This window comes from Asticcacaulis solisilvae (assembly GCF_017875235.1).
GTDB classification, from domain to species: domain Bacteria; phylum Pseudomonadota; class Alphaproteobacteria; order Caulobacterales; family Caulobacteraceae; genus Asticcacaulis; species Asticcacaulis solisilvae_A.
This window is the reverse complement of the sequence record NZ_JAGGMI010000005.1, coordinates 281,911-305,933: the sequence shown is the minus strand read 5'-3', so window position 1 is coordinate 305,933 and position 24,023 is coordinate 281,911. Positions and strand designations below refer to the sequence as shown.

At 62.0% G+C, this 24,023-nt stretch carries 20 protein-coding genes; 12 read left to right on the top strand and 8 right to left on the bottom strand.

Annotated features, from left to right (window positions below):
- The 8 genes from J2X24_RS11250 to flbD all read left to right on the top strand — a co-directional run bounded on the left by J2X24_RS11250 (window position 1) and on the right by flbD (window position 8,389).
- Window positions 1-690, top strand: coding sequence for a flagellar hook assembly protein FlgD (locus J2X24_RS11250; RefSeq protein WP_209721167.1), 690 nt, complete (start codon window positions 1-3; stop codon window positions 688-690).
- A gap of 27 nt (window positions 691-717) precedes the next feature.
- Window positions 718-2,151: a flagellar hook protein FlgE gene (locus J2X24_RS11245; protein WP_209721164.1), complete on the top strand. Its 1,434-nt coding sequence runs from the start codon at window positions 718-720 to the stop codon at window positions 2,149-2,151.
- Between the two features lie 225 nt (window positions 2,152-2,376).
- Window positions 2,377-2,661 (top strand): CtrA inhibitor SciP, encoded by a 285-nt coding sequence (gene sciP / locus J2X24_RS11240; protein ID WP_209721161.1) that lies wholly within the window; start codon window positions 2,377-2,379, stop codon window positions 2,659-2,661.
- A 351-nt stretch (window positions 2,662-3,012) separates the two neighbouring features.
- The gene (gene fliF / locus J2X24_RS11235; protein WP_209721158.1) at window positions 3,013-4,677 is read left to right on the top strand and encodes a flagellar basal-body MS-ring/collar protein FliF; all 1,665 of its coding nucleotides are present in this window, start codon (window positions 3,013-3,015) and stop codon (window positions 4,675-4,677) included.
- A gap of 9 nt (window positions 4,678-4,686) precedes the next feature.
- Window positions 4,687-5,709, top strand: coding sequence for a flagellar motor switch protein FliG (fliG, locus tag J2X24_RS11230; RefSeq protein WP_209721155.1), 1,023 nt, complete (start codon window positions 4,687-4,689; stop codon window positions 5,707-5,709).
- 276 nt (window positions 5,710-5,985) lie between these two features.
- Window positions 5,986-6,639: a FliH/SctL family protein gene (locus J2X24_RS11225; RefSeq protein ID WP_209721152.1), complete on the top strand. Its 654-nt coding sequence runs from the start codon at window positions 5,986-5,988 to the stop codon at window positions 6,637-6,639.
- Between the two features lie 101 nt (window positions 6,640-6,740).
- Window positions 6,741-7,022 (top strand): flagellar motor switch protein FliN, encoded by a 282-nt coding sequence (fliN, locus tag J2X24_RS11220; protein ID WP_245344636.1) that lies wholly within the window; start codon window positions 6,741-6,743, stop codon window positions 7,020-7,022.
- Window positions 7,019-8,389: a sigma-54-dependent transcriptional regulator FlbD gene (gene flbD / locus J2X24_RS11215; protein WP_209721146.1), complete on the top strand. Its 1,371-nt coding sequence runs from the start codon at window positions 7,019-7,021 to the stop codon at window positions 8,387-8,389. The genes fliN and flbD overlap by 4 nt, the downstream gene beginning before the upstream one ends.
- Window positions 8,390-8,621: 232 nt before the next feature.
- Here flbD and J2X24_RS11210 read toward each other — a convergent pair whose 3' ends face one another.
- Window positions 8,622-9,218 (bottom strand): DUF1989 domain-containing protein, encoded by a 597-nt coding sequence (locus J2X24_RS11210; RefSeq protein WP_209721143.1) that lies wholly within the window; start codon window positions 9,216-9,218, stop codon window positions 8,622-8,624.
- A 234-nt stretch (window positions 9,219-9,452) separates the two neighbouring features.
- Here J2X24_RS11210 and gntA point away from each other — a divergent pair, with 234 nt between their 5' ends.
- Together gntA and flhA are read left to right on the top strand one after the other, a co-directional pair.
- Window positions 9,453-10,154 (top strand): guanitoxin biosynthesis heme-dependent pre-guanitoxin N-hydroxylase GntA, encoded by a 702-nt coding sequence (gntA, locus tag J2X24_RS11205; RefSeq protein WP_209721140.1) that lies wholly within the window; start codon window positions 9,453-9,455, stop codon window positions 10,152-10,154.
- A 98-nt stretch (window positions 10,155-10,252) separates the two neighbouring features.
- Complete coding sequence (flhA, locus tag J2X24_RS11200; RefSeq protein WP_310003215.1) at window positions 10,253-12,355, top strand: flagellar biosynthesis protein FlhA; 2,103 nt, start codon at window positions 10,253-10,255, stop codon at window positions 12,353-12,355.
- A gap of 2 nt (window positions 12,356-12,357) precedes the next feature.
- Here the strand turns inward: flhA and J2X24_RS11195 are convergent, their stop codons facing one another.
- Window positions 12,358-12,522: a hypothetical protein gene (locus J2X24_RS11195; protein ID WP_209721137.1), complete on the bottom strand. Its 165-nt coding sequence runs from the start codon at window positions 12,520-12,522 to the stop codon at window positions 12,358-12,360.
- A gap of 350 nt (window positions 12,523-12,872) precedes the next feature.
- On the opposite strand from J2X24_RS11195, the gene J2X24_RS11190 reads away from it, so the two are divergent.
- Window positions 12,873-13,445, top strand: a complete 573-nt coding sequence (locus J2X24_RS11190) for a DUF4282 domain-containing protein (RefSeq protein ID WP_209721134.1) — start codon at window positions 12,873-12,875, stop codon at window positions 13,443-13,445.
- Between the two features lie 17 nt (window positions 13,446-13,462).
- Here J2X24_RS11190 and J2X24_RS11185 read toward each other — a convergent pair whose 3' ends face one another.
- The 6 genes from J2X24_RS11185 to J2X24_RS11160 form a co-directional block, all read right to left on the bottom strand.
- Window positions 13,463-14,539, bottom strand: coding sequence for an endo-1,4-beta-xylanase (locus J2X24_RS11185; RefSeq protein WP_245344616.1), 1,077 nt, complete (start codon window positions 14,537-14,539; stop codon window positions 13,463-13,465).
- The gene (locus J2X24_RS11180) at window positions 14,511-14,945 is read right to left on the bottom strand and encodes a flagellar FliJ family protein (RefSeq protein ID WP_209721131.1); all 435 of its coding nucleotides are present in this window, start codon (window positions 14,943-14,945) and stop codon (window positions 14,511-14,513) included. The genes J2X24_RS11185 and J2X24_RS11180 overlap by 29 nt, the downstream gene beginning before the upstream one ends.
- A 93-nt stretch (window positions 14,946-15,038) precedes the next feature.
- Window positions 15,039-16,370 (bottom strand): flagellar protein export ATPase FliI, encoded by a 1,332-nt coding sequence (fliI, locus tag J2X24_RS11175; protein ID WP_209721264.1) that lies wholly within the window; start codon window positions 16,368-16,370, stop codon window positions 15,039-15,041.
- 199 nt (window positions 16,371-16,569) lie between these two features.
- Window positions 16,570-18,705: a phosphocholine-specific phospholipase C gene (locus J2X24_RS11170; protein ID WP_209721128.1), complete on the bottom strand. Its 2,136-nt coding sequence runs from the start codon at window positions 18,703-18,705 to the stop codon at window positions 16,570-16,572.
- A gap of 1 nt (window position 18,706) precedes the next feature.
- Window positions 18,707-20,236, bottom strand: a complete 1,530-nt coding sequence (locus J2X24_RS11165; RefSeq protein ID WP_209721126.1) for an alkaline phosphatase D family protein — start codon at window positions 20,234-20,236, stop codon at window positions 18,707-18,709.
- Between the two features lie 167 nt (window positions 20,237-20,403).
- Complete coding sequence (locus tag J2X24_RS11160; protein ID WP_209721123.1) at window positions 20,404-22,734, bottom strand: TonB-dependent receptor plug domain-containing protein; 2,331 nt, start codon at window positions 22,732-22,734, stop codon at window positions 20,404-20,406.
- Between the two features lie 317 nt (window positions 22,735-23,051).
- Here J2X24_RS11160 and J2X24_RS11155 point away from each other — a divergent pair, with 317 nt between their 5' ends.
- Entirely contained in the window at window positions 23,052-23,930 is an 879-nt protein-coding gene (locus J2X24_RS11155) for a MurR/RpiR family transcriptional regulator (RefSeq protein WP_209721121.1), read from the top strand.
- The last annotated feature ends 93 nt before the right edge of the window (window positions 23,931-24,023 follow it).

Below are 24,023 nucleotides of genomic sequence, written 5' to 3'. Positions count from 1 at the left end.
ATGGGCTATACCATTTCCGATACCGCCACCTATGTGCCGATCGACACCAGCAAGCCGTCGAAGTCGACCAGTTCGATCACGGATACATCGTCGCTGGGCGCCAACTATTCGACCTTCCTCAACCTGCTGACGGCCCAGGTGCGCAACCAGGATCCGCTGTCGCCGATGGACACCACCCAGTGGACCAACCAGTTGGTGCAGTATTCCTCGGTCGAGCAGCAGCTCAAGGGCAACCAGTACCTGGCCCAGATCGCCAGCAACAATTCCGCAGGATCGATGAACGCCGCCGTCAGCTATATCGGCAAGACGGTTTCAGTCGCCACCGACACGGCGACGCTGAAGGACGGCTCCGCGACCTGGAACTACGACCTGGGCGCCACGGCCGGATCGGCCAAGCTGAGCGTGCTGGACGCCGACGGCAAGGTGGTGTGGACGGGTGATGCCGAAAGCGCCGGCCTCGCCAAGGGCGCCAACAGCTTTACCTGGGACGGCAAGACCACCGCCGGCAAGGCCGCGCCGGCCGGGGACTATACCCTGACCGTCGAAGCCAAGACGGCCAGTAACGCCAAGATCGACAGCAGCATCAGTCTGTCGGGCCTCGTCTCATCCGCGGAAAATATCGACGGCACCATCGTGCTCAAGGTCGGCAATACCCGCGTGCCGATGTCCGCCGTCACCAAAGTTTCTTAAGTTTAAGTTCTTCCAGAAGGAAATCCCATGAGCATCAACAGCGCCATGCAAACCGGAGTGACGGGCCTCGCCGCCAATTCGGCTGCGCTCACGACCATCTCCAACAACATCGCCAACGTCAACACGACGGCCTACAAGCGCGTGTCAACCAGCTTCCAGAGTATTGTTACCGGTTCGACGACCAACAGCCATTTCAACAGCGGTGGCGTCAACGCGACCTTCCGCCAGAACATCTCGACCCCGGGTGAACTGGCGGCGACCAATTCAAGCCTGGATCTGGGCATTGACGGCCAAGGCTTCTTCGTTGTGTCGGGCTCTTCGGAAGATGACGCCGCCATGCGCCAGGTCCTGTTCACGCGTGACGGATCATTCGCGGCGGACAAGACGGGCAAGCTCAAGAACGCGGCCGGCTTCTATCTGCAGGGCTGGCCGGTCAATGCCGATGGTTCGGTGTCTTCCGACTCGTCCGACCTGACCAAGCTTGAGCCGATCAACATCTCGAACATCGGCGGTACTGCCGAAGCGACGACCCAGGTGGCGATCAACGGCAACCTGCGCTCCAGCCAGCCGGTATCGACGGCCGTGACGGCAGGCACCTACGACGCGACCGATCCGACAGCGTCGATGTCGGTCTACGATCCGTCGTCGGGCTCATCGCCCGGCACGCGCCCGGACTTTGAAATCTCGATCCCGGTGTCGGACTCGAAGGGCGGCCAGCAATCGGTGACCATGTCACTGCTGAAGACCGGCGCCAACACCTGGGCTTATGAGGTCTGGTCGCCGAACATCGCCGATGCGGCGGGCGACACCATCGCCACCGGCGGCCTTGGCCAGATCGCGCGTGGCACCCTGGCCTTCACCACCTCGGGTGAGTTCGACGAAGCCGCATCGACCAGCGTCAACCTGACGACCGGCGTGGCCGGGGCATTTTCGCCCGATCTCGTCATCGGCGCGTCGGCGGCGACAACGAATCCGCACTGGGATACGTCGCTCGGCGTCGCCGGCCAGACCGTCACCATGGCCTTTTCAGGCGCCAAATCCGGCCTGACGCAATATGACGACGACTCGGTGACCCAGTCCGTCACCTCGAACGGTACGGCCTTCGGCAACCTGTCGAAAATCCAGGTCGGCGAAGACGGCATGGTCACGGCCATCTTTGACAACGGCGTCACGCGCAACATCGCCCAGGTGGCGGTCGCCAGCTTCATCAATCCTGACGGCCTGACTCCGGTCTCGGGCAACGCCTACACGGTCAGCCGCGACTCCGGCACCTATTCGCTGAAAGTCCCCGGCCTGGGCGGTACGGGCCTGCTGGCGCCGGCCAGCCTCGAAGCTTCGACGGTCGACCTGTCGCAGGAGTTTACCAGCCTGATCACCACCCAGCGGGCCTATTCGGCGTCGTCGCGCATCATCACGACGGCCGACCAGATGCTGCAGGAGCTGTTAAGCATAAAGCAATAACTACCACCTTAAGAGTATTGCGAAAGATATTTCTGTTTTTCGCAATATATTTACACTCATTAACCGGCGTTAATAAAAGAAGTATCCTCTCCATTATATTAAACGAAAGTTTAATATGGTTTCCGGGCAAACATTAATCCCATATTTACTATGGCGATTAAGCGGATGTTGAGAGAGGTGCGCTACATTCATCGATAATGGTGATGGTAGTAAAGGCAAAATGCCATGCTTCAAGAACAGCAACGCCGCGATAGTAAGGGCGAAAAATACGTGATTGGTCCGACTGGGGCTAAACTGACACTGGCCGACCTGCCGCCTCCGGGAACGGAGCGCTGGGTTATCCGCCGCAAGGCTGAGGTGGTCGCTGCCGTGCGCGGCGGTCTTCTGACCTTCGATGAGGCGTGTGAACGCTACAATATCACGTCGGAGGAATTCCTGGCGTGGCAGAAGGCGATCGAGAACCACGGCATGGCCGGCCTGCGCACCACGCGCATCCAGCAGTATCGCTAAATATCGTGGGTGAGATGGCATGACGCCGTCTCAGCGCATGATAGGCTGTGAATAGGGGAGGCCTGCGCGGTTTGCGGGCATCCGGTTATTTTCTTTGACGGATCCGGGCATACGCCCAGGTCCGTTAAAGGCGTTCACGGATTTGGTACCGGCAGACCTTTGGGCATTGGTTAATCGACTTTAACCAAATTTCTAAAACCATTGTTATTCTATAGGCTTATAATCAAAGTCGAATCTTAAAAATCGCTTCACATCGGCGTGAAAATTAAACCCACATTAACCCACCACTGGGAAATTACTGCCTAGTGACAGGTGAGGTCGAACCTCGCCTTTAATGGTGATGGAGCCGGCGTGGGTTCGTTTTTCTCAGGTTTACAGAAGTTTGGCCTTGGCCGCCTGATGACCATCCTTGGCATCGCCGCCGGCGTGGCCGGGGTGCTGGCTGCTGTCTTCCTTAATTTCGCCGCCCAGCCAAAGGCGCTGCTCTTCTCCAATCTCGATCTCAAGGAAGCGGGCGAAATCAGCGTGGCGCTGGAACAGGCCGGCATCAAGCACGAGGTCAAGGGCGACGGGTCGACCATCATGGTCAACCGCGACGAAGTCGCCACCGCGCGCATGATGCTGGCATCCAAGGGGCTGCCGACCGCCGCCAGCGTCGGTTATGAGATATTCGACAATGCCCCGGCCCTGGGCCAGACCGAATTCGTCCAGAACCTGAACAATCAACGGGCGCTGGAGGGCGAACTGGCGCGAACCATACGCTCAATTCGCGGCATTACTTCGGCGCGGGTGCTTCTGGTCATGCCCAAGCGCGAACTGTTCGATGACGCCGCCCAGCAGCCGACCGCCTCGGTCGTTCTGGGTATCGCCGGCGGTGACTTCAATGCGGATCAGGTCAGCGCCATCCGCAACCTGGTGGCCTCGGCCGTGCCGAACCTGAAGCCTGACAAGGTGACCGTCGTCGATGACCGTAACCGCCTGCTGGCCGCCGCCGGCGAGGAAGAGGCCATGAGCGGCGCGGGCGCGGCGCACAAGAGCGACCTCGAAGAATCCCTGCGCAAGCGCGTCAAGGAAATCGTCGAAGGCGTCGTAGGCTCAGGCGCGGCCCGCGTGACGGTCACCGCCGATCTCGACAAGACCTCGACGACGCGTGAGTCCGTTGAATATAACCCCGACGGCCAGGTCGTCCGCTCGACCCAGACCTCGGAATCGAACGACCGTTCGACCGAAGCCGATCCCAACGGGGTCACCACCGCCGCCGCCAACATCCCCGGCGGCGCCCAGACGCCCGGCGTAACGGGCAGCGGCACCCAGTCCGGCACGACATCCGAAACCACCAATTACGAGATCTCGACGACCAAGACGACGACCGTTACCGGTCCGGGCGATATCCGCAAGCTGGCCGTCTCGGTCGCGGTCGACGACGTCGTCACGCCGTCGGCGGACGGCAAGGCGCCCGATACCTATGCCAAGCGTTCGGCCGAGGACATGCAGAAGATCGACGCCCTGGTGAAGGCCGCCATCGGCTTCGACCAGGCACGCGGCGACCAGGTCCAGGTTGTCAATGTCCGCTTCAGCCACGACGTCGGCGGTACGGCCGGCGGCGAAGCCTCCAAGGCGCCCCTGTTTGACTTCGACAAGAACGACATCATGCGCGGCGCCGAAATCGCCGTCCTGCTGATCGTGGCGCTCCTGACCCTGTTCTTTGTCGCCAAGCCGCTGATGAAGTTCATCAATTCGGGTCCGACGACGTACGTGTCCGGCATCGCCGGCGGACCGCAACTGGCCACGGCCGGAGGCGCGGCCCCGTTGCCTCAGGCCGCCGCTGCCGGAGCGCCGCCGCTATCGGCGCCCGCCACCGCCATGGCGCCCCATAGCGAAGCCGAACAGCGCATCGACATCGCGCGCATCGAGGGCCAGGTGAAGGCCTCCTCGGTCAAGAAGGTGTCGGAGTTCGTCGACCGCCATCCGGAAGAGTCGGTGTCGATTCTCCGCTCCTGGCTGCACGATTCGTAAGGGTGATCCATGGCACGTAAGAACGTCATCGATGATCCGAAGCGCCTGAGCGGGGTCGAAAAGGCCGCCGTCGTGCTGCTGGCGCTGGGTGAAGACCACGTCGCCCTGTGGCAGGCCATGGACGAGGAGGAGATCAAGGAAATCTCCCAGGCCATGTCGTCGCTCGGCACGGTCGCGTCGAACGTCGTCGAAGAACTGCTGGTCGAATTCGTCTCAGGCATGAGCAATTCCGGCACCATCATGGGTTCGTTCGAGCAGACCCAGCGCCTGCTCGGCAACTTCCTGCCGCCGGAAAAAGTCGAATCCCTCATGGAGGAGATCCGTGGTCCGGCCGGGCGGACCATGTGGGACAAGCTGGGCAACGTCAATGAAGGCGTCCTGGCCAACTACCTCAAGAACGAATACCCGCAGACTGTGGCCGTCGTCCTGTCCAAGATCAAAGCCGACCACGCCGCGCGCGTCCTGTCGTCCCTGCCGGAAGACTTCGCGTTGGAATGCGTGCAGCGCATGCTGCGCATGGAGCCGGTGCAGCGCGAAATCCTCGACAAGATCGAGCAGACCCTGCGCGTCGAATTCATGTCGAACCTGGCGCGGACGTCCAAGCGTGACAGCCACGAACTGATGGCCGAGATTTTCAACAATTTCGACCGCCAGACCGAAAGCCGCTTCGTCGCCGCCCTGGAAGAACGCAACCGCGAATCGGCCGAGCGTATCCGTGCCCTGATGTTCGTCTTCGAAGATCTGTCGAAGCTCGATCCGGGCGGCGTCCAGACCTTGCTGCGCGCGGTTGAAAAGGACCAGCTGGCCCTGGCGCTCAAGGGGGCGTCGGACAGTCTGCGCGACATGTTCATGTCCAACATGTCCGAACGCGCCGCCAAGATCATGCGCGACGACATGGAAAGCATGGGCCCTGTGCGCCTCAAGGACGTCGATGCCGCCCAGATGTCGATGGTCCAGATCGCCAAGGACCTGGCGGCCAAGGGCGAAATCATGCTTGCCGGTCAGGGAGGCGATGATGAGCTTATTTACTAGTTTGCATTCAGCTCGTCATTTCGTTGCGCTATTGCTTCGCTGCTTGAGCGCGGGCTCGCTGGGTCTGGGAGGCTCTATTCTTCGCCCTCCCCATTCATGGGGAGGGGGGACCGCCGAAGGCGGTGGGCGGGGCCTTCTTAGCCAACATCAAACGCTGGCGCTTGCTTTTACTTCTCAGTTGGCCCCTTCCGTCACGGCGCTAAAGCGCCGCGCCACCTCCCCCATAAATGGGGGAGGCGAAGAGTTCTCAACCCTTCCTAACACGCGGAGGGCTGCATGACCGCCGTTCCGCACAAGAAGTTCGAATTCGGCACTGTTTTCGGCGACGGCGGCCATGTCGTCGCCCAGCCGAAGCGCGAAAAGAAGGCCTTTACCCCTGAAGAGGTCGAAGCCATCCGCGCCCAGGCCTATGCCGAGGGTGAAAATTCCGCCATGGCCCGCGCGCAGATGGCTCAGGCCGCGGCCATTCAGGATCTGGCCGGCAGCGCCCAGCAGGGCCTGTCAGGCCTGACCCAGGCGATCCACGCCCACAAGCAGGCCAGCGTGCAACTGGCGCTTGTCTGCGCTCAGAAGATCGCGGCCGAGGCACTCGACCGTTTCCCGCAGGCGCCTGTCAAGGCCGCTCTGGAATCGCTAGGCATGGAGATCGAGAAGGCGACGCGGCTGGTGCTGCTGGCGCGCGATGCCGACGACGCGGTCAAGGCCGCCGCCGAGGAAGCGGCAATGATGGCTGGTTTCGCCGGCGCCATCCAGTTCCGGGACACACCGCAGATGCCGAAGGGCGCGTTCGAGATCGTCTGGTCCGATGGCCGCGCCAGCTTCGACCCGCAACAGGTTTTCGATACCCTCAGCCAGGCGCTTAACGAAGCGCTCGAAGCCGAGGCCTATCACGCTAACCGCGTCTCTGGCTCGCAAGGCCCAGGGCACTGAATTTTTCCCGCGCTATGCCGATTGGCCTGGCGCTTTAGTAAAGGTTACCTCCCATGGCCGATCTCGGTTTGGAAGATTTCGACGAAAGTGGCGGCCCCGCCATGACGGAAGACGATGGCGGCGACAAGGCGGCGGCAGACCTGGCGCCTGTCTTCGACGTGCCGGTCAACATCTCGGCCGTGCTGGGAAAATCCTACATGTCGGTGTCGCAGCTCCTCAAGCTGGGCCAGGGCAGCGTGCTGGAACTGGACCGCAAGGTCGGGGAAGCCATCGATATCTATGTCAACAACCGCCTGGTGGCGCGCGGCGAAGTGGTGGTCGTGGACGACCGCCTGGGCGTGACCATGACGGAAATCATCAAAAGCGAGGACGCGGGACAATGAGGCTCTTAGTCGTTGGAAAGCTGAGCGGCCAGCTGTCGGTCGCCGTCAAGATGGCCATGGACACCGGCGCCAAGGTCGCTCACGTCGAAACCGTGACCCAAGCCACCGACGCCTTGCGCAAAGGGCAGGGCGCGGACCTGCTCATGGTCGATTACGAGCTGGATATCGCCGGCCTGATCGAGGCCAATGAGCGCGAGCACATCTCGGTCAATGTCGTCGCCTGCGGCGTCAATCCCGACCCGCGCAAGGCCGCCCAGGCGATCACCGCCGGCGCCAAGGAATTCATCCCGCTGCCGCCTGACGCCGAACTGATCGCCGCCGTCCTGGCCGCCGTCTCGGACGACGCCCGCCCGCTGGTCACCAACGACCCGGCCATGCAGGCCGTCGTCAAGCTGGCCGACCAGGTCGCCGCGTCCGACGCCTCCATCCTGATCACCGGCGAAAGCGGTGTCGGTAAGGAAGTCATGGCGCGTTACCTCCACGAAAAGTCGCGCCGGGCGCAAAAGCCGTTCATCAGCGTCAACTGCGCCGCGATTCCCGATAACCTGCTGGAATCGGAACTGTTCGGCCACGAAAAGGGCGCGTTTACCGGCGCCATGGCCCGCCGCATCGGCAAGTTCGAAGAGGCCGACGGCGGCACGCTGCTGCTCGACGAAATCTCGGAAATGGACGCGCGCCTGCAGGCCAAGCTGCTGCGCGCGCTCCAGGAACGCGTCATCGACCGCGTCGGCGGCGCCAAGCCGGTGCCGGTCAATATCCGCGTCCTGGCGACCTCCAACCGCAACCTCGCCCAGGCGGTCAAGGACGGCACCTTCCGCGAAGACCTGCTTTACCGCCTGAACGTCATCAACCTGGCCCTGCCGCCCCTGCGCCAGCGCCCGGCCGACATCCTGGCCCTGTCGGAATATTTCGCCAAGAAGTACTCCGAAGCCAACGCCATTCCCTTGAAGCCAATCAGCCTCGAGGCCAAGCGCCGTCTGCAAGCCCATCCGTGGCCGGGCAATGTCCGCGAACTGGAAAACGCCATGCACCGCGCCGTACTGCTGTCGGCCGGCGCCGAGATTGACGCTGATGCCATCCGTCTGCCGGATGGCCAGCCGCTCAATCCGGTGGCGCCGATCGGCTCGGACTATGTCGGCCGCGTGGCGCTGGCGGCGGAAAGCGCCGCGCGGACGTTTGTTGGGTCGACCGTTGCCGAAGTCGAGCAGAAGCTGATCCTTGATACGCTCAGCCATTGTTTCGGCAACCGGACGCATGCGGCGAATATCCTGGGCATCTCGATCCGCACCCTGCGCAACAAACTGAATGAGTACTCGGCGGCCGGTGTGTCGGTGCCTGCGCCGCAGTCGGGCGCCAGCGCGGCGTAAGTTCCCGCAACACCATAGCAAAATTATTGGTTGCAAAAGCACTTTCGCCCTCCCCATTTATGGGGAGGGGGGACCATCTGCGGAGCAGATGGTGGGCGGGGCTTTCTTTGTTAAAATATACTCCGGCGCCCGCATCATCTATGGCTGGGCCCCTTCCGTCTTTGAGCGCTGATCGCGCTCAAATCCACCTCCCCCATAAATAGGGGAGGCGAAGGTAAGATATCCCACCTGCTTAAACGAGCGCTGTCTCCTCAACCCGGTAATGGATCGGCTTGAACGCGTAGTTGTTCGACTGCAGGGCCGAACAGGCCGTCAGCGCCACGATCAGGTCCATCTCGGCTTCGAACAGGATGTGGTCGCCGGCCTTGCTTTTCGGCGGATCGACGCGCAGTTCGCCGGTCTCGCCATTGACCTGGACATTCATGAAGATGTTGAACGCCACCGGGATCTGGTCAGGCTGGATGCCATAGGGCTCCAGCGCGTGCGCCAGGTTGCCGAAACAGCCGTGATGCGGATGTTCATCGCCGTAGATGATGCGGAACGTATCCTTCGAACACGGGGTCAGCAGGAAGTCGTGCCGCCCGACGGTGTCCTCAACGATCCTGAGCATGACATTGCTGCGGTTGGAATAGAGCGGATCGCCGACGCTTAAGAACAGCTTGGACGCATAGTCGAGCGTCCGGCCGGATGAGATGACTTCGTTGGTGTCTTCCGCGTTGAAGGCCAGCATGTCCGAAACCTGTTCGCCGTTGGGGTCGATGACGCGCAGCCGTTGACCCTTGGCAAGCCGGAAGGCGGCGCCTGAGCGCGGCGGGATTTCGGTAATCATGTCGTCTCCTGAGGAATGCTTGTCCCCCACAATAGGCAAGGGAAGATAAGGACGGCATATGAAGCCTGCGCGCTTTCGCAAAGGCGGCGCAAACCTATGCGACGTCGCGCGGTCTTTGATAAAATTCCGGCTTGCGCCAGGGCTTATACGGTTCTTGCCGGGGCGGAGCGGCTTTCACGGTTCGATCTTACCTCGCTCCGGATAGGTTCGGCTTCCAGCAAAGGAAGCGTAGCCGTGTATCCCGTACCCCAGATTTCAGAAGATACCATCCGCGCACAAGGCGCACTGATCGAGCGTTTCGAATCCCACATAAGGGCTAAGGATTTTCCCTGCGTCGGTGCCAAGTCGGCCCTGGCGCGGCGGCAGATGCAGTTCTTCGTTGCCGGCGACATTCGCTGCCCGCGCGACGACGTCGCCTTGTATGATGCTATTCGCGACTTCGCCCAGAATTTCAAGGGCGCGCCCGAGCCGTTCCAGACCTTTGTCGTCCTGTTCGACATGGGGGAGCGTTTAAGCGAAGAAGCCTTTGAAACCGCTTTGTGGAAACGGCTCGAAGCTCTGGAAGGCATAGATGCGGCTCGCGGCCAGGCCTACGATCCCCGCGTCAGCTCCGATCCTGAAGACGCCACCTTTTCTTTAAGCTTCGGCGGCGAGGCCTTCTTCGTGGTCGGCCTGCATCCCGGCGCCAGCCGTGCCGCACGCCGCTTCGAAGTGCCGGTCCTGGTCTTCAATGCCCATGACCAGTTCGAAACCCTGCGCAAGGAAGGTCGTTACGACACCATGCGCGAGACCATTCTGAAGCGCGACGAAGCCTATTCCGGCTCAATAAACCCCATGGTCGCCCGCCATGGTGAAATCTCCGAAGCGCGCCAGTACAGCGGACGGATGGTCGACGACAGTTGGCGCTGTCCAATGCGCCAAATTCATCATTCTTAACACCTTGTTCACCACCTTCCGGGTAAATTTTGCCTAGCTGCCATGCGTTTTTGCATGCGCCATCTCGTCATTATTTGCGTTTTCCGGAGGCCGTCGAAGTGGCTGAGGCTGCGGCCGCGGGCAATGGGCCTGCCATCTCCTTTAATGACGTCGTAGGCTGGCTGAGACGCGGCGAAGTCGTGATGGCGCTTGGCGTCATCCTGATCATCGTCTTCCTGATCATCCCGATCCCGGCTGTGATGCTCGACGCGCTGCTGTCGCTGTCGGTCACGTCGTCGATCCTGATCCTGATGACCGCCATCCTGATCAAGAAGCCGCTCGATTTCTCGGCCTTCCCGACCGTGCTGCTGGTCACCACCATGTTCCGCCTGTCGCTGAACGTGGCCTCGACCCGCCTGATCCTCAGCCACGGTCACGAAGGCGAAGAGGCCGCCGGCGCCCTGATCAAGGCGTTCGGCCAGCTGTTGATGCAAGGCAACTTCATCATCGGCATCGTGCTGTTCGCCATCTTCATCCTGATCAACTTCGTCGTCATCACCAAGGGTTCCGGCCGTATCGCCGAAGTCGCCGCGCGCTTCACCCTCGATTCGATGCCCGGCAAGCAGATGGCCATCGACGCCGACCTGTCGTCGGGCCTGATCGACCAGGAAGAAGCCAAGAAGCGCCGCAAGGAGGTCGAGCAGGAATCGGGCTTCTTCGGCGCCATGGACGGTGCGTCCAAGTTCGTGCGCGGCGACGCGGTCGCGGGCCTCATTATCACCGCCATCAATATCGTCGGCGGCATCCTGATCGGGATGTTCAGCCACCAGCTGCCTATCGGGGAAGCCGCGCAGAACTACATCGCCCTGACGGTCGGTGACGGCCTGGTCACCCAGATTCCGGCCCTGATCATTTCGCTGGCCGCGGGCTTCCTGGTGTCGAAGGCGGGCGTCGACGGTTCGGCCGACAAGGCGCTGGTCGCCCAGCTGGCGACCAACCCGGTGGCATTGGGCATGGTGTCGGCGGCATCGGGCGTGCTGGGCCTTATCCCGGGCATGCCGATCCTGCCGTTCGCCGCGGTCGCCCTGGGCGCCGGCTTCCTGGCCTACAAGATGGGCACCAAGCCCAGGGGACCAACGCCGGAAGAAATCGCCGCCAGCGAACAGCAACAGAACCTCCCCCCCGAGGAAGAACCGATCTCGGCGGCCCTGGCCATCGACGACGTCAAGATGGAACTAGGCCTGGGGCTTCTCGGGCTCATCAACGATCTCGACGGCCGAAAACTGACCGACCAGATCAAGGCCCTGCGCCGGACGCTGGCCCAGGAATACGGCTTCATCATGCCGTCGGTGCGCATACTGGACAATATGCGCCTGCCCAACCAGGGCTATTGCCTGCGCATCAAGGAGATGGAAGCGGGCTCTGGCGAGGTGCGCATCGGCCAGCTTATGGCCATGGACCCATCGGGCCGCCAAGTCGAACTGCCCGGCGAGCACATGAAGGAACCGGCCTTCGGCCTGCCGGCCACCTGGATCGACCAGAACCTGAGGGAGGAAGCGACCTTTCTGGGCTACACCATCGTCGATCCGGCGACCGTCATTACCACGCACCTGACCGAAATCCTCAAGGACAACATGGCCGACCTGCTGTCCTATGCCGAGCTGACCAAGCTTCTGCGCGACCTGCCGGCCGAACAGAAGAAGCTGGCCGACGACCTGATCCCCAGCGTGGTGACGACAGCGACGGTCCAGCGCGTGCTGCAGGCCCTGCTCAAGGAACGCGTGTCGATCCGCGACCTGCCGGCCATTCTCGAGGCCCTGGGCGAAGCCGCCGCGCACACCAAGTCGATCACCAACATGGTCGAACACGTGCGTTCTCGTCTGGCAAGGCAACTGTGCTGGCAGAACCGCTCGGAAGACAATTCGCTGCCGATCGTTACCCTGTCGCACGACTGGGAAAATGCCTTTGCTTCATCGCTGGTGGGGCAGGGCGAAGACCGCCAGTTGACCATGGCGCCGTCGGCCCTGCAGGAATTCATCCGCACCGTGCGCGATACCTTCGAGCGCGTGTCGATGACGGGCGAGGTCGCGGTGCTCCTGACCTCGCCGAACATCCGCCCCTATGTACGGTCAATCGTTGAGCGTTTCCGCGCCAATACGGTGGTGATGAGCCAGAATGAAATCCACCCGAAGGTGCGGTTGAAAACCGTCGGGCAGGTTTGAGTTTAAGCGTACTCGTTGCCCAGCGCTGGACCTGTGCTAACCGGCTCATGAAGGACATCAGGCGTTAGCCGAGCAATCATGTCTTCCAGATCAGCTTCTTCTTCAGTAATCAGCTTATTTTCCATAGGGCGCTCCGCGATCGATTGTTGGAGCACGATGCGGTACATTGAATCCTTCTTGAGACGGTAATCCCCCTTCCGTCATTTGCTCTGCAAATGCCACCTTCCCCGTAAACGGGGAAGGAACAATACAGATGCCATACACTTTTCCTCCCCGTTTACGGGGAAGGTGGCAGCGAGCCTAAGCGAAGCTGACGGAAGGGGGACTTTGCTGAAAATCACTGTTCGTGCTTTAGCAGGTTACTCTGTGTCTAAGGATGACGCCATGCTGCTGATGGCTCCACTCTTGACATTTTTGCGTCAAAGTCCCTTTTGAACGAAACAGACGGTGAGAGTTCGTTTTTTTGGCGCAATTGCGTGTATAGTGCGCCCCGCGACACGACCAGGTTAGGGATACCATGAGCAAGATTATCCGTCAGGCATTCGGCAGCACTCGCCCTTCGGACATCACGCGCACGCTTCTGACCTTTGACCGGCTGACGGCGCGACCGATCGTCCATATCGTCTACTGGCTGGGCCTGGGCCTGTTTTTCATCGCCGCCATGGGTTTCCTGGGTGTTGCCGTGGGGTCGGCGATCAAGGACAGCACAGTGTGGGGCGCGTTACTGGCCTTCGGCGTGCTGATCGTCAGCTGGCTGATGGTCCTGATCGGCGTCATGCTGTGGCGCGCCTTCTGCGAATTCTATATGGCGGTGTTGAGCATCGCCGACGACCTGCGCGTGCTTCGCCAGTATCAGGAAAAGCTGGAACCGGCGCCGGCCGGGCGGCCGCAATCACCGTATATGGCGCCCCAGACCGAGGCCGCCGCCCAACCCCAACCCGCGCCGACGGTCCAGCCGGCGACGTCGCGGCCCGATCCGTTGCGCTTCGAAGTGCCGTCGTCGGAACCACCGGCCACCGTCGAGCCGGAAACCGGCAATATCCTGGAAGATCCCTTCTTCCGCCCGCGCTTCGGCAAGGCCGAGCAGTAATTGCCGTTTAAGAAAGCTTAGGCGAGCACCTTGGCCAGGGCCGCCGTCAATGGCTTCGGCCGGCCCAGTTTGTCGAAGAGCAAAGGCTCGTCGCGGCCATTGGTCTCGCGTGGCGCATTGATCCACGAATCGGAGTCGCGCAGACCCCAGAAGGTCAGGCCGTACTGCTGGCTGGCCGGAATGGCCTTGTAGGCGGTGATGATCTCCTCCAGCGCCCGAATCTGGTCGAGACGCGGTTCAGCCATGCTGCCGAACTTGTAGTCCGAAATGGCGATATCGACTTCGGAGACATGGACCTTCAGGCCCATCGAGGTGATATCGCGGATGGCCTCGGTAATCATGCCCGGCTTGATGTCGGCCGAGATATGGGTCTGGGTGCCGATGCCGGTGATCGGCGCGCCGGATTTCAGCAGGCTCTCGACCAGTTTCAGCAGGGTCTTGCGCTTCACCGGCCGGTGTTCGAGATGGTACTCGTTGACGAACAAAACAGCATCGGGGTCGGCCTCGCGGGCGGCGGCGAAGGCCAGGCCGATATAGTCGTCGCCCAGGACCTGGCGCCACAGGCAGTCGCGCAGGCCTTCGCCTTCGAACAGGATGGGCTCATTGACGACATCCCAGCCTGTGGCGATGCCGCGATAACGCGTCATGACGGCCTTGATATAGTCGGCATAGAAGGCCAGGAAGGCGTCGCGGTTCGTTTTCAGTTTCTGGAAGGGCTCGCCGTCCTGCTCGTACCAGACAAGGGTGTGGCCGTGGACGGTCATGCCGTTATCGCGGGCAAACTGGGCCAGGCGGTCGCCGCGGTCGAACTGCAGTGTGCCGTCGGGCTTCAGCACATATTCCATCTTGCTTTCCCACTCGGCCGTCAGGCGCGAAAAGTGGGTGGTCGCAAGCTTCGTCCACTCAGGATCGTCTAGCTGCAGGTCGCGCACGGCCACGCCGAGCGGTGAGGCCAGCAGCGATTTCAGCGGGGGTAAGGAGATATAGTCCTGCTTGGCGCAGGCAGGGGCGGCAAAGAGGGCCGAAGCGCCCGCGATCAGGTTACGCCGCGACAGCTGCATGCGATCAGGCGCGGCGCTGGACCTTGGCGGCATTGCCGGCGATGCGCAGCGCGGCTTCGTCGAGCATGGCGTCCTCGACGCGCTTGGCGGCGGCGACCTGCTTCAACTTGGTGACTTCGGCGACGTGTTCGAACTTCTTGAGGTCTTCGAAGGCGCTGCTCAAAGAGTCACGAACGCCGGCTTCTTCCTGGGAGATCAGGTCCAGTTCGGCGACGGCGGTGTCGCGGCGGAACTTATAACCGTGCTTATAGGCGGAAAGGCCGTGCGCCAGCGTGGCGTCCTGGGAGGCGCGAACGCATTCCAGCTCAAATTCGGCATCCAGGGTCGCAACGCGCATTTCGATGTGCGTGCGGCGGGTGACCACTTCAGCGAGGCGTTTCTGCAGCGTCTCGACTTCGAACGTAGACAGACGGATCAGAGACTTTGCCCACTTGGTCATTTCACTACCCTTCACTTTCTACGCGCAAACATGCGCGGCGGGCGGTCGCCCTTGCCGAATGCTGGGCATTCGGAACTTCGTTAATCCTGGCGATCAGGACTGACTTAAAATCTGACCCAAAAGTGTAAAGGACTCGTCAAGAGGTGTGTATTCATCCTTACCCTGGCGCAGGAAATCTTCGACGGCAGGGTTAAGGATGATGGCGCGATCGACGTCAGGGTCGGCGCCCTGGCGATAGGCGCCGATGCGGATCAGCTCTTCCATGTTGGTATAGCTTGACAGCACCTTGCGCGCCTGGCGAACGATCTCACGTTCGGGGATGGTCTGGCAGTCGGGCATGGTCCGGCTGATGCTTTTAAGCACGTCGATCGCCGGGAAGCGGCCGCGCTCGGCAATGCCCCGGCTCATGACGATGTGGCCATCGAGGATACCGCGCACGGCGTCGGCGATTGGCTCGTTGTGGTCGTCGCCGTCGACCAGCACGGTGAACAGGCCGGTGATCGGGCCGGTGCGCGTGCCGTCGGGCAGGATAGGGCCGGGCCCGGCGCGCTCCAGCAGTTTCGGCAGTTCGGCGAAACAGGTGGGTGTATAGCCCTTGGTCGTTGGCGGCTCGCCGGTCGCCAGGCCGATCTCGCGCTGGGCCATGGCGAAACGCGTCACCGAATCCATCAGGCACAGGACTTCCAGCCCCTGGTCGCGCAGATATTCCGATAGCGCCAGGGTCATATAGGCGGCCTGGCGGCGTTTCAGCGCGGGCTCATCCGAGGTGGCGACAACGACGATGGCGCGGCGCAGGCCTTCGGGGCCAAGGGTTTCTTCGACGAATTCGCGCACTTCGCGGCCGCGTTCACCGATCAGGCCGACGACGACGGCGTCGCAGGTGGCTTCCCGCGCCAGCATGGACAAAAGCACCGACTTGCCGACGCCGGAACCGGCGAAAACGCCCAGGCGCTGACCGCGGCAGCAGGTGGTGAAGACATCCATGGCGCGGACGCCGAGATTGAGGCGCTCGCCGACCTTTTGGCGCGAGTGGGCGGATGGCGGCGAGGCCTTGAGCAAATAGCCTTCCGGGCCTTGCGGCAAAGGGCCAAAGCCGTCGATCGGCTCGCCGAAGCTATCGATGATGCGCCCAAGCCAGGCGGTGGTAGGATGGACCTTGGCGCCTTCGGACGAGATGCGGATTTCGGCGCCCGGCGTGATGCCTTCGACCGGGCCGAAGGGCATCATCAGGGCGCGGTCCTCGCGGAAGCCGACGACTTCGACAGGCAGGGGCGCTTCGTGGCGGCGGATGATTTCGCAGCGCGCGCCGACTTGCATGTAGCTGAGGCCGCCCTTGGCTTCGATCAGCAGGCCGTTGACCACGGCGACCCGGCCGAAGACACGCATCGGGTCGATATTGCGGGCGAGGTGCACCAGTTGTTCCATGCGGGACAGTATGGTGAACGACGCCTTAAGATTGGTTAATGCGAAGAATTCTCCTCCCTGTGCCGAAGGCATGGGGAGGTGGCATCGAGCGAAGCGAAGATGACGGAGGGGGGTGACTCAGGCGGTAGGCCCCACCACCGCTGCGCTTCGCTGGCGGTCCCCCTCCCCATCGCTGCGCGACAGGGAGGAGTGACGCAGTTTAAAATTTCGGCAGGCGCATTTCCGGTTTCGCAGCGGGCACAGGCTGTTCGACGGCAGCCATGGCCGGGTCGCTGATGCCATGCGCACCGGTTTCCACACGTCCGGCAAAGCGGCGCTCGAAACCTTCGGTGCGGACCGACACATCGTACCAGTGCCCCTGCTTGGCCAGATCGAACATCTCCTTGCGAGACGCCCCCGCCGCCAGTGTCACCGTCTTCACGCCCAGGCCATAAACCTCGGCATCCACAGTCAAGGTCACGGAAGCCGAACTGCGATTGCGCATCTGGACAGTCAAGGCGAGCGGCGTCGTGGTGGCTGTCACTTCGATCCCGGCCGTCTCCGCCGTCCCGACAAAAGCGCGGTGGAAGCCGTTCGGTCCCAGCAGCCACAGGTCATGACGCGCGCCGGTGAAGCTATCGCTTAAAGTCTTGCCGGCTTCGACCGTATAGCGGCGCGGGATGGCTTCGAGGTCCAGCTTGTCATAGACGTGGAAGACCGCTCCGGCCGTGCCGGTATTGACAAAGGTCAGTTCTACGCCGCCAGCCTTGGTTGCGGCCTTGACATCCAGCGCATAGGGCAGGGCACGCGACGGCCGCGAGCCTTTTTCCTGGATCAGAGGCTCCGGCTTTACCGGCGGCTCGATCCGCTTGCGGTGGATCTGCGCCAGCACGGCCTTTTCCGATCCCGACGCATCCGGCAGACCCGGGAAGGCCGGATCTTCGACGTGGCTGAAATCGAACGCCGAGGTCAGGTCCCCGCACACCGCGCGGTGCCACGGGCTGATCGCCGGCACAGTGACGCCGAAACGCTTCTCCAGGAACTGGCCGACCGAAGTGTGGTCGAAAACCTGCGACGTCACCCAACCGCCTTTCGACCAAGGCGAGACGACATACATCGGCACGCGCGCGCTCAGGCCCCACGGGCGAACTGTGCCGCTGATCGTGTCGGACGGATCAAGGAACTTGCGCTGTGGATCGTTGAAGTAGAAGCCTTTCAAATCAACAGTTGATTTCCCCATCAGCGTACCGTCTGCGGCATAGGAGGGCGGCGCCGACGGCGGCAGGTGGTCGAACAGGCCGTCATTCTCGTCGAAGGTCTGGAAGAAGACGGTCGAGCCCCACACATCCGGATTGGCGGTCAGGGCGTTGAGGATGCCGGCGGTGAATTCCGCGCCCTGCAAAGGCGTCGAGGCGGACGGATGTTCAGACCATTCCTTGTTCGGCAGAATCCACGAGACGGCCGGCAGGGCATTGTCCTTCACATCCTTGGCAAACTGTTCCAGCGACCAGTGGCTCATACCCTTTTCATAGATAGGCGAACCCGGCTTGGCATTGCGGAAGCTCTCGAAAGCCAGGCCGCCGTGCATGGCGCCGGTCCAGTTGTCGTTCGGGTCCTGGTAGATGCGCCACGACACGCCGGCGTTTTCCAATACGTCGGGAAGCGTCAGCCACGGAAAGGCCGAGCCCTGGTACTGATAGCCGGGCTCGGGCAGGGCGCCCTTGACCCAGCAGCGCATGTTGTTGGGCTCGGAATCGGCCTCGGTGCCGTTGATGCCCTGTTCGCGCAGCTTGGGATCGTGGTTCGATCCCGACCAGAAGACGATGCGGTTCGGATCAGTGCCGGTGGTGATCGAGCAGTGATAGTGGTCGCAGATGGTGAAGGCTTCGGCCAGGGCGAACTGGAACGGGATGTCGTCGCGCTGGTAATAGCCCATCGAATAGGGGTTCTTGTACTTTGGCCAGAAGCCGAACTTGCCCTGGTTCCAGGCGGCCTGGCTGTCCGAGAAGCTATGCGGCGTACCCGGGACGGCGATGGCGTTGGTCTTCTGGGTATTGAGGTGATAGGGCGGGATGACCTTCTGGCCGTCGGATTGCTGCCAGACCGGGCCGGCGCTCATCGGGACCGGGAAGCGATCGCCGAAGCCGCGCACGCCGCGCATCGTGCCGAAATAGTGGTCGAAGGAGCGGTTCTCCTGCATCAGGATGACGATGTGCTTCACGTCCTTGATGGTGCCGGTGACGCGTCTGGCCGGCAGGCTGGCGGCCTGGGCGATGGCGCTGGCGAACGGCGTGGCGGCCATGGCGGCGCCCGCGCCCATCAGGCTTAGGAAGGAACGGCGGTCGGTCTGCGTCATGTCAGATATCCTTCGTGTGAACTTCGGTGTCGGTGGTGACGGGGCTGTTTTCGACGCCCGGATCGGTGACGGTGCGGAACTGCGCCGTCCAGTCGCCGGCGGTCACGACGTGGCGGACATAGCCGCGCTTGTCGCCGTTGTAGTAGCGGACGTGCGGGTTCTCGCTCAGCGCGTCGGTCATGTCGCGCGCCCACGGGCAGCCCGAAGCGATCGACGTGCCGGCGAACTCATGGCCGATGCGCTTGGTCTTGGCATCATAGGGATCGCTGTGCAGCGTCGTGGCTGCCGAACAGTGCCAGTCACCCGAGACGACGACCGGATGTCCCTTGCCGCGTTGCAGGGCGTCGGTCAGCTTCTGGCGCTGGGCCGGGTAGCCGTCCCACTGGTCGAGATTTCGCTCGGGCGCTTCGGGGGCGGGATTATAGCGGAAGGACGAGAACCAGGTCTGTGACGCCAGGACGGTAAAGGCGGCGTCGGACCGCGCTATGCCGTCGAGCAGCCATTGTTCCTGGGCGCGGCCGGTCAGGGTGCGGTCCGGATCGGTCAGGACCCCGCACGGTTGCTTGCGATTGTCGCCGCACGCCTGGTCGTCGCGGTACTGGCGCGTATCCAGCAGATTGATCTCCGCCGGCCCGAAGCGATAGCGGCCGTAAAGCTGGAGCGTGCTGTCGATGCCGTTGAGCACCGGCGGCTTTTCGATCGGCATGTGCTCCCAGTAGGCCTGGAACGCCGCCAGCTTGCGGACGCGGAATTCAAGTTCGGTCTGGGCGTGCGGGTCCTGCGGGATGCCGGCGGCCCAGTTGTTGTCGACCTCGTGGTCGTCCATGGCGACGATCCACGGCGCCGCGGCATGGGCGGCCTGAAGGTTTGTGTCGCTTTTGTAGAGGGCGTAGCGGTTGCGGTAATCCCAGAGGGTGACGATCTCGGCGCTGTTGTGCAGGCGGACGGTCTCGAAGGCCTGGCGGCGGCCGCGTCCAATGTCGCGCATTCGTGTGCCCAGCGTGCCGATACCGCCTTCGTAAATATAGTCGCCGACATGGATGACGCAGTCGGGCGTCCATTCGGCCATGTCCTTGTAGGCGGTGAAGTAGCCGCCCTCATAGCTCTGGCAGCTGGCATGGGCCAGTTTGATGCTGGCATCTGCGCGCGACGTCGTGCGCGTCCGGCCGACAGGGCTGTCGGCGTCGGCGTAATGGAACTGGTACCAGTATTCGCGCCCGGGCTTGAGCCCCTTCAGGACGAGGTGGACGCTGTGGCCGACGGCATCCGAGGTGGTGAAGACGCCTTGGCGGACCTCCTGCGACATGGCGGCGTCGCTGCACAGCCGCCAGCGTACCTCGGTTGTACCTTTCGGCATGCCGCCACCATTGAGCGGATCGGGCGCCAGCCGCGTCCACAGCACCATGCCGTCGTCACGCGGGCTGCCGGAAGCGACGCCAAGCGTGAATGGATAACGGGCGGCCGATCGTGCGGCCGCCGGAAGCCAGAGGGCGGCCGAAGCCGATGTGAGAAACAGGCGGCGCGTAAACATGGAGGACCTCGAAAATAAGAAGGCGAGGACCGGCTGGGGAATTACCGGTCCTCGCTATCTCCTGACGACATCAGTGTGATGTCGTCAGGAGATAGTTATTTGTTTTGGCGCGATATTTACCCAAAAACCGCTGCACACTTCTTGGATATCGCTCGTATCTCCGAAGCTTAGAACTTCGTCGAATAGGTCAGGTAGAAGCTGCGCGGCTTGCCTTCGAACGGATAGCCGTAATAGTAGGCGTCGCTGGCTGTCGTCATGCGGCGCGGGTCGTTCGTGGGCAGGTTCTTGAGGCGGTTGTACTCGGCGCCATACTGCTGGTTGCCGAAGCCGTAACGTTCGGCATAGTAGGTGTCGAACAGGTTGGCGACGCGCAGCTGGAAGCGATGCTCCTTGTTCTTGCCGGCCAAGTAGGTCAGCGTGCCGTTGACGACTGTATAATCGCCGAAGTTGACGCGGAACTTCTCGGCCGGTCCGCCGGTCGCCCATTCAGGCCCTTGCGTCCGCGACAGCAGTTGTGCCTTCAGGCGGCCGTCTTGCGATTCCCAGTTCAGACGGCCGATAATGAACCATTCCGGGGTCTCGTTGATCTGGATACCCTGGCGCGGCCCGCTAGCGGCGGCGGCGTCCTGGGCGGTGTAGCCGAAGCCGAACGTCCACTGGCCGCCGACGGTGAAGTCCGCATCGGCGGTCAGGCCCTTGATCTTGGTAATGGCCGTGTCGTTGTAATAGGTATCGACATTACGGTTGGCGCCATTGACGTTGATGGTAATCGGCTGGCCCGTGGTCGTGCGGATGCGGTTCGAGATTTCGGTGTCGAAGGCGCCGATTTCACCTGAGAAGGTGAAGTTACCCGCGACGTGACGATAACCGACCGCGCCGTTATAGGTCTGCGTCTCTTCAGCCTGCAGGTTGGGATTGCCGATAACCGTATAGGGGACGCTGGAATTGGTTTCCGGCGGGCGGGGATTGTTGATGTAGAGTTCGTTGGTCTGGGGCAGGCTGTAGGAGACGCCGCCATTACCACGGACGTAGAAATTGCCGACCGGATGCTTGAAGCCGAACTTCCACACCGTCTTGCTGTCGAAGGCTTCCGAGTAGTCCTGGCGGATCGCCACGGAGATGTTGGTCGCCGGGCTGAACGGCAGCTTGGGATGGAAGTCGAGGAAGACGCCGGTCGTGGTCGAATTGTTGTCTGGTGTGGCGAAGCGCTTGTCGGAGTCGTCGGCGTAGGAGACGTACTGGACGCCGGCGACGAGTTCCAGGTAACGGCTCAGGTTGAGCGTGGTGCGGACCGTCGCACCCTGTTCTTTGAAACCGCTGCGGAACTGGTTGGATGTGCCGAAGCCGTGGCCCAGGGCCGGTTCAACCGCGCCCGTCCAGGCGCCGTAGGGAATAGTTGGCGTGCCGTTCGGGAAGGTCGGCGTTTGTTTCGGATCGTTCGGGTTAACGCAGGTGTTTGGAACCGGTTGGGACGGGTCCCAGCCGGCGGGTTGGACCATGCAGATTTCCGGATAGACTTCGGCGTTCCACAATTCCGGGTTGGAATAATAGGCCGAGGCTTCGAGCAAGATGTTGTCGCTGAACCGCTTGGTGAAGGAGATGTCGGCGATTGGATAGCGCAGGGTGTTCGGCGAATAGCTCTCACCCGATGGAAAGGCGTCCTGGAACCAGCTTTCCATGTAGATGACGTTGGCTCGGAACTCGGTATCGTCGTCGATCTTCCAGAGATACTTAGCGCCGACATCGTTCTTGTTGAGCGGATAGTCCTGGATGCCGCCGGAAAGGGCGACGTTGTCGGTGAACTTGGCCGGATCAAAGATGCGCGGGCCATCGGTCGCCAGCATGGCGCCATAGAACATCACCGAATGCTTGCCTGCGTCATCGAGCGCGAAGGAGTAGTTGCCCCAGATTTCGCGCGTGGCGAACGAGCCGTAGGAAATGCCGAACTCGCCCTTGGTCGTGCCGTCGGGCTTCTTGGTGACGACATTGACGACGCCGATGCCGCCGTTCGAGCCGAAGTAAAGGCTGTTGCCGCCGCGGAAGACTTCGATGTTCTCGATCATGTGCGGATCGATCGTGGTTGAGCCCCAGATGTTCTCCAGCGCCGGACCACGGTCGTAGAGCGGCACGCCGTCCAGCGTCACCAGGGTGTCCCGGTCGCCGCCGCCATCAAGACGGATGGTGAATTCGCCTTCGTCGGGCGAGTAGCCGACATTGACGCCCTTGACCAGGAACTGGGCGGCTTCGGCGAAGTTGATCGAGCCCGACTGGTCGATCTGTTCGGCGGTGATGACCTGGACCTCTGTGCCGTAGGCCGACAGCTCCTTGGCCGTCGTTGAGGCCGTCGAACGCTTGCCGGTGATGACGACGGATTCGGCGCCCGACTCGGCATCGGCGGCGTTGCCGGCATTGTCGGCAAAGGCCGCGCCCGCCAGGCCGCAGCCCAGCGACACGAGCCCCAGCAAGGGCGCGTGGTAACGTTTTGTCTTAAAGAACATGAGATGTATCCCCGTGTGTGACAAGCCGCGCCAGGGAGGCGGGGCGGCTGGATGGTGGGGGAGGCTAGAGGTGTCGTGTGACAGAAACATCCCATTTTTGTGGAACGTTAATGAAATTTACTCATCTTTTAATATTTATAAAATTGAGCTTGTTTCAGTTCTTAAGACCTTGTATGGGCCCTCCACGTTGCGCGGGTGCTACGGTTCCAAGTACGTTTTATGAAACAATGACCCATGGTCATCAAAGGTTCATGCGCGACTTCCGGAATCACCATATCCTAAAACAACCCGGGCCATTATGACTTCAGGACTCCTGCTTGAAACCCCTGCCTGATTCTCCCAGTCCCGCTCCGGTCGATAATGCCCTGGCCCGCATTAATCTTGCCTATTCCGGCTTGGCCAAGGGCGCGCGCCGCATAGCCGATTATGTCATCGCCCAGCCTGGCCGCATCGTGCAGATGTCGGTCACCGAATTGTCGGAAGCCACCGGCGCCTCGGAAGGCAGCGTCATCAACTTCTGCCGCAAACTGGGCCTGTCGGGCTTTCAGCAGTTGAAGCTCAGCCTGGCGCAGGAAACCGTCCGGCCGGTTGAGTTCATTCACGAGGACCTGGACCGCGACGACGATGTCGATACGGTCTGCCGCAAGATTTTCCATGCAGGCGTCCAGGCGCTGCACGATACCCTGTCCGTGCTTGATCCGGGCGCCTTGAGCCAGGCCGTCGATATCTTTCGCGCCGCCCGGCGGATCGAAATCTACGGCATCGGTTCGGCCGCGCCGATCGCCGAAGACGCTCACTACCGCATGCTGCGCATCGGTCTCGACGCCAAGGTGGTGATCGACAGCCACGTCCAGGCGATCAGCGCCTCACGCACCGATCCGGAGGTCGCCGTCCTGACCGTGTCGCACTCGGGCGCCACCCATGAAACCGTCACCTCGACGCGCCTGGCCAAGGCGGCCGGGGCCAGGACGGTGGTGATCACCAACTTTGCCCGTTCGCCCATTCAGTCCTATGCCGACGTGGTGCTGGCGACCATGGCGCGTGAGACGCTTTTTCGCACCGAGGCGATGACCAGCCGCATCGCCCAGCTCTGCGTCGTCGATGCCTTGATCGCCGCCTTGGCCCTGGCCGATTACGAACGGTCGACCACGACGCTGAAACAGACCTTCGAGACCCTGTCGATCAAGCGCTTCTGAGGCGTCGGAAGCACTTTGCCGAAGCGTATTGACATTTGCCGTGTCAAGGAACAAAGAGTGAACATAACGCCGAAGAAGTCGGTATAAAGGATG

Coding starts and splice junctions, on each gene's coding strand:
- J2X24_RS11250 (WP_209721167.1), top strand. CDS start 1: ATGGGCTATACCATTTCCGATACCGCCACCTATGTGCCGATCGACACC.
- J2X24_RS11245 (WP_209721164.1), top strand. CDS start 718: ATGAGCATCAACAGCGCCATGCAAACCGGAGTGACGGGCCTCGCCGCC.
- sciP (WP_209721161.1), top strand. CDS start 2,377: ATGCTTCAAGAACAGCAACGCCGCGATAGTAAGGGCGAAAAATACGTG.
- fliG (WP_209721155.1), top strand. CDS start 4,687: ATGGCACGTAAGAACGTCATCGATGATCCGAAGCGCCTGAGCGGGGTC.
- J2X24_RS11225 (WP_209721152.1), top strand. CDS start 5,986: ATGACCGCCGTTCCGCACAAGAAGTTCGAATTCGGCACTGTTTTCGGC.
- fliN (WP_245344636.1), top strand. CDS start 6,741: ATGACGGAAGACGATGGCGGCGACAAGGCGGCGGCAGACCTGGCGCCT.
- flbD (WP_209721146.1), top strand. CDS start 7,019: ATGAGGCTCTTAGTCGTTGGAAAGCTGAGCGGCCAGCTGTCGGTCGCC.
- J2X24_RS11210 (WP_209721143.1), bottom strand. CDS start 9,218: ATGATTACCGAAATCCCGCCGCGCTCAGGCGCCGCCTTCCGGCTTGCC.
- J2X24_RS11195 (WP_209721137.1), bottom strand. CDS start 12,522: ATGTACCGCATCGTGCTCCAACAATCGATCGCGGAGCGCCCTATGGAA.
- J2X24_RS11190 (WP_209721134.1), top strand. CDS start 12,873: ATGAGCAAGATTATCCGTCAGGCATTCGGCAGCACTCGCCCTTCGGAC.
- J2X24_RS11185 (WP_245344616.1), bottom strand. CDS start 14,539: ATGCCGCCAAGGTCCAGCGCCGCGCCTGATCGCATGCAGCTGTCGCGG.
- J2X24_RS11180 (WP_209721131.1), bottom strand. CDS start 14,945: ATGACCAAGTGGGCAAAGTCTCTGATCCGTCTGTCTACGTTCGAAGTC.
- fliI (WP_209721264.1), bottom strand. CDS start 16,370: ATGGAACAACTGGTGCACCTCGCCCGCAATATCGACCCGATGCGTGTC.
- J2X24_RS11170 (WP_209721128.1), bottom strand. CDS start 18,705: ATGACGCAGACCGACCGCCGTTCCTTCCTAAGCCTGATGGGCGCGGGC.
- J2X24_RS11165 (WP_209721126.1), bottom strand. CDS start 20,236: ATGTTTACGCGCCGCCTGTTTCTCACATCGGCTTCGGCCGCCCTCTGG.
- J2X24_RS11160 (WP_209721123.1), bottom strand. CDS start 22,734: ATGTTCTTTAAGACAAAACGTTACCACGCGCCCTTGCTGGGGCTCGTG.